This window comes from Methylophaga sp. UBA1464 (assembly GCF_002325665.1).
Taxonomy (GTDB): domain Bacteria; phylum Pseudomonadota; class Gammaproteobacteria; order Nitrosococcales; family Methylophagaceae; genus Methylophaga.
In genome coordinates this window covers 11,773-16,735 of the sequence record NZ_DCSO01000073.1, presented here as the reverse complement: position 1 = coordinate 16,735, position 4,963 = coordinate 11,773, and the positions used below count along the sequence as shown (strand labels likewise).

Below are 4,963 nucleotides of genomic sequence, written 5' to 3'. Positions count from 1 at the left end.
ACAGGTATTCAGTATCGAGATCGTACCTGAACTGGCCGAGCGGGCGAAGGTTGATTTAGAGCGAACCGGTTATCTCAATGTCACCACGCGTGAAGGTGATGGCTACTACGGCTGGGAAGAAGAAGCCCCGTTTGATGCCATCATTGTTACGGCGGCCAGTGATCATATTCCACCCCCATTACTGAAACAGCTCAAACCCGGTGGGCGCATGGTGATTCCGGTTGGCAGCCGATTTATGGTGCAGCATCTGGTGCTGGTCACCAAAGAAGCTGACGATAATATCGTGACAGAGCAATTGCTGCCGGTTCGCTTTGTACCACTGACCGGCCAGCGCTGATGTTTCGACTTTCCGGAGTCTACCTGCTCGGTATAACCCTGATATCCGCCTCAGCACTGGCGTATCAAGTGTTGTTACTTCGGCTGTTTTCGATTATTCAATGGCATCATTTTGCCTTTATGATCATCAGCCTGGCTTTACTTGGTTATGGTGTCAGCGGCGTGTTCCTGGCACTGGCCCGGGACTATGTCAGCCGGCATTTCCCGTCGGTTATCATGACCAACTTGTTGCTGCTGGCCCTGTCCATGCCGCTGTGTTTTATGCTGGCCCAGGAATTACCGTTTAATCCGTCGGAATTATTGTGGGACCCGTGGCAACTGCTTTACTGGTTAGCCGTTTACCTGGTATTGGCCGTGCCGTTCTTTTTTGCAGCCAATATTATCGGTTTGTCGTTTTACCAGTTCCGGACGGGGATCTCGACACTTTATGCTGCTGATTTGCTGGGTGCTGCGCTGGGTAGTATCGGTATTATCGTTTTGCTGTTTGGTTTTTTGGTTGAGCAGATTTTAGTAATTTTGCCCTGTCTGGTCTTGTTTGCCGGGTTATTGCTGGTGTCCCTGGCATGGGAACATTCCGGGACCAAAAAGCTGTCCTGGCAGGCGTTGATGATAGGCGTGGCAGCACTGATGCTGGTTCTGGTGCCGGCATCGCTGCAACTGCAAATGTCACCCTATAAAAGCCAGAGCCAACTCATGACGATACCCGAGACCGAGGTAGTGAAAACCTATTCCAGCCCGCTTGGCGTATTGAATGTAGTAGAAAGCAAGGCGGTACCACTGCGTTATGCGCCCGGTCTGAGTATCAGCAGTGAAGCGAATTTGCCGGAACAACTGGCGGTTTTCAGTGATGGCGACGCGATGACCGCTATCAACCGTTTTGATGGCAATCCCGTAGGATTAGAGTATCTGCAGCAGACTACCTCCGCCTTGCCCTACCAGTTTGATGCGATGGACGATGTGCTGGTGCTGGGCGCAGGTGCAGGCAGTGATGTGTTGCAGGCGCTGTTATTTGGTGCAACACGGATTGATGCGGTGGAACAGAATCCACAGATGATACGTTTGCTTAAAAACGATTATGCTGAGTTTGCCGGAGAACTTTATTCCTTGCCACAGGTATCGGTGCATCAATCCGAGGCCAGGTCTTTTGTTACACGAACCGAAAATCAGTATGACCTGATAACGATGTCGATGATCGATGGCTCGGGCATGTCTTCAGGTGGTTTGTACTCAATGACGGAAAATTATCTTTATACCGTTGAGGCGATGCAGCTTTATCTGCAGCATTTGAAACCAGACGGTTATTTGAGTCTCACACGCCGAGCTACGCTGCCACCACGTGATATGCCAAAGTTAGTGGCGACTTTGAAAAAATTACCACAGGTAAACGTATCACAAAGCCTGATCCTGATTCGTAGCTGGCAGACAAGCACCCTGCTGCTCAAGAATGGTGTGGTGACTGAGGATGAAATCAGTCGCCTCAAACACTTCAGTCAGCAGAATAATTTTGATCTGGCCTATTATCCGGGCATCAATCCCGGGGAAGTAAATCGGTTTCATAAGCTCAGTCAGCCTTATCTTTACCAGGCAGCATCTGCTTTGGCGGGATCTGAAGGCGATAAATTTATCGAAGATTACAAGTTCAATCTCCGGCCGGCGACAGATGATCAGCCGTATTTTTCCCAGTTTTTCAGGTGGCAGACCTTACCGGAGATACTATCACTCCTCGATCAGGGCAGTGTGTTCCTGTTGGAAAGCGGTTATCTACTGTTGTTAGCGGCACTGGTGCAGGCGCTGGTCGCCAGTGCCCTGCTGTTGTTACTACCATTATGGTTATGGCAACGGCGTCAGGGCAGGCGGGCGGCTAACCCACTGCATAAAAAAGTGCTGGGTTATTTTTTTGTACTGGGGCTGGCGTTTTTATTTATCGAAATCGCCTTTATCCAGAAGTTTATCCTGATCCTGCATCACCCTGTTTATGCCGTCACCACGGTAATAGCCAGTTTTCTGTTGGCAGCAGGTCTGGGAAGTTATGTCTCCGGTAAACTCCCACATATCGAACCGCAAAGGCGCGTTAGTGCTGTGGTGATGGGCATCGCACTTCTGAGTCTGGTGTATCTACTGGCATTTGGTCCGATATCGGCATTTTTGTTACAACAAAACGATGTTCTGCGATATATGCTGGCGGTTTTACTTATACTGCCTATCGGGTTTTGTATGGGAGCACCGTTTCCAACAGGGCTGGCAGTCCTAAGCCGTGAGCATGCTGATTTGATCCCCTGGGCCTGGGGCATTAACGGATTTGCTTCGGTGATGAGCCCGATTCTCGCGACTCTGATCGCGATGCAATTTGGTTTTCGTGTTTTGATCTGCGTCGCCGTGTTTTTATATTTATTGGCGGCCTGGCTGTTTCCCGGAACTGGCAAAATCAACCGCGATTCGAACTAAACCAACCTGTGAGTTATTGGAAGCAGAATCAATTGCTAATGTTTAACCCAACCTGAGCGCCCAATTACCCTTGTGATATTGATTACAGTTCTCTTCAGAATCGTATGCGATATGATCACCAAGACGTTTGAACTCGATATCCATCGTTTTAAATTCAGCTTGAATAAGGGATATCAATGCCTGGCTGTCATCTGATTGGAGGTAATTTTTCAAATTCTCGTTTGTATCAAATACACAAACCACCATTAAGCTATTTGGATAATCATCATAGTTCACCAAGTGCGTTAGCCACTGAAAACCAGCGATATCTTTTAATGCCTGTTCACATACATCGGTCAATTTTAGCCGAAGTTCGTTATCAATTTTTTTATCTGTTTTACGCATAGTTCATATCAGGTCTGATGATTTTTAGATCTTAAGGATGTTCGCTCTGTTTTACAGATTTTTCTATCTGATACTATAGGTCACGTTCGAGAAGCTAATATAGCCAATTAAAACATCATACCGACATCAATCACATTTCAAATCAATAAGACTAATGAGAGAGAAAGAATGAGTGAAAATTCACCAGCAAAAACATTTCAACAACGTGCCGATGAATTCATCGCCGTTGCAAATCAGCAAGCAGCAGTAAGTACTGTAGACGAGGTCAATACGTCAATACTCTATTCAACCGCCCGGTTTAATGCCTTCAGCGTCGCCCGTTCTGTTGAAAGTGCCGAGATTCTGAAGGCCGAAAAACAAGCCGCCATTGAATTTTTCACCCAACGTTACGCAGAAATGCTCAATCAAAACCTTGAAGAATATATTGCCCGTTTCGATAGCTATAGACAGAAATAATAAATCACTAAAATATAAAGCCCTGTTGAGTCTAAACAGGGCTTTATGTTCATTCATGCTAAGCCAACTTGATCTCGTCTGACAGACGTTTTTTGAACATTATCGAGATCATCCACCGACCGAGTAGCAGCTTGAGATATCAGGCCATTGTTCAGCCTTGATGGTCGTATAGTGGTTCCAGAACGCATTGTCGATAGCCTTCAAGCTGATGGCGGTGTCTTCGCGACGGTATCGTGCCAGGTGTCCCGGCCCGCCGTTATAAGCGGCATAGGTTGCCTTGATCAAATTGTCATCACCGCCGGGCTGTTCGTGCTCGCCTTTGCGGATTGCATAATCAACCAAATAATGGGTCAGAATTTCGATGCCGGCGTTCACATTGTAGTCAACCTCATCAACGAGGCGTTCAAGATCGTAGACATTACGCCAGACCCGACCGTTGATTTGCATCATGCCCACTGCGCCACCGGCTGAACGCAGTACCTGAGGCCCGTCACGTGAACTAACGAGGTGGCGCCAGCAGGATTCTTTCCATGCGGTGGCACGAACCAAAGGATCGAGTCGCTCTGCCATCGTGTCCGGCAAGCGATCATTTTCGGCCAGCCAGGCGTTAGTTTGCTTCTCCAGTAAGCTGGCGACCAGCTCAAGGTAGGCATCAAGATTATCCCGTTGCGGCACTAGTCCCTTTAAAGCCTCTTCCGGGGGGATACTGTCGGCATGGGCGGCCGGAAACAGCCAGGACCCTAGCCAACTGAAGCCACCACTGATTTGTCCTGCTAATTCTTCTGTTGTGAATTCGGCCTCATTGCTGGTATCCAATCCAAACAAATCGCGAAACTCGGGATCGACCTCCAGGGGTAACGGTGTAAAAGTCGGCGGTGCCGATTCGGCAAGCAGCAAGCGGGCAAGCCTTCGCAACCCGTCACGCGTAATTTCAAATCCATACTCAGGCCCGAGGGCGTCAAGAGCACGCAGTGCGTCACCACCCGCAATAAACGTAGCAAGCTTGAAATCAGCCTCCAAGCCTGGGGTCTTCAGACGTTCAAGTTCGTTCATCAGTGGCCGCAACCGATCCCATGTCGCCAGGAAAAGTTCTCGAACCGGATCATATTCGGGATCATCGACCGTCAGCGCTTCGGCAATCGCGTGTCGCGCGTCGAGCAGCACGGCGAGTAATTCAAGACGTAAAATACGGGACTCAGTCGAGTAGGCCAGCGCCGAAATAATGGTGGTCAGAAACCCGTCTAACTCATCTTCAAGTGTTTGCCATTCAGCTAACTCACTGTCATCCAAAATTGGCTCGGGCGCGCGAAGGTCTGGTTCAGGAGCGCGAACCTGGAAAGCG

The 4,963-nt window shown here is 48.9% G+C and carries 5 protein-coding genes; 3 read left to right on the top strand and 2 right to left on the bottom strand.

The window, feature by feature from the left end:
• A partial coding sequence (locus B3O33_RS08915) for a protein-L-isoaspartate O-methyltransferase family protein (RefSeq protein WP_292363450.1) occupies positions 1–337 on the top strand: 337 nt, incomplete at its 5' end.
• The gene (locus tag B3O33_RS08910; protein WP_292362160.1) at positions 337–2,781 is read left to right on the top strand and encodes an SAM-dependent methyltransferase; all 2,445 of its coding nucleotides are present in this window, start codon (positions 337–339) and stop codon (positions 2,779–2,781) included. The genes B3O33_RS08915 and B3O33_RS08910, both read left to right, overlap by 1 nt.
• 42 nt (positions 2,782–2,823) lie before the next feature.
• Here B3O33_RS08910 and B3O33_RS08905 read toward each other — a convergent pair whose 3' ends face one another.
• On the bottom strand, positions 2,824–3,165 hold the full coding sequence (locus tag B3O33_RS08905) for a Fis family transcriptional regulator (RefSeq protein WP_292362159.1): 342 nt from the start codon (positions 3,163–3,165) through the stop codon (positions 2,824–2,826).
• A gap of 168 nt (positions 3,166–3,333) precedes the next feature.
• Here B3O33_RS08905 and B3O33_RS08900 point away from each other — a divergent pair, with 168 nt between their 5' ends.
• Positions 3,334–3,621, top strand: coding sequence for a DUF3144 domain-containing protein (locus B3O33_RS08900; protein ID WP_292362158.1), 288 nt, complete (start codon positions 3,334–3,336; stop codon positions 3,619–3,621).
• Between the two features lie 108 nt (positions 3,622–3,729).
• Here the strand turns inward: B3O33_RS08900 and B3O33_RS08895 are convergent.
• The coding region (locus B3O33_RS08895) for a lytic transglycosylase domain-containing protein (RefSeq protein ID WP_292363449.1) at positions 3,730–4,963 on the bottom strand (1,234 nt) is incomplete at its 5' end.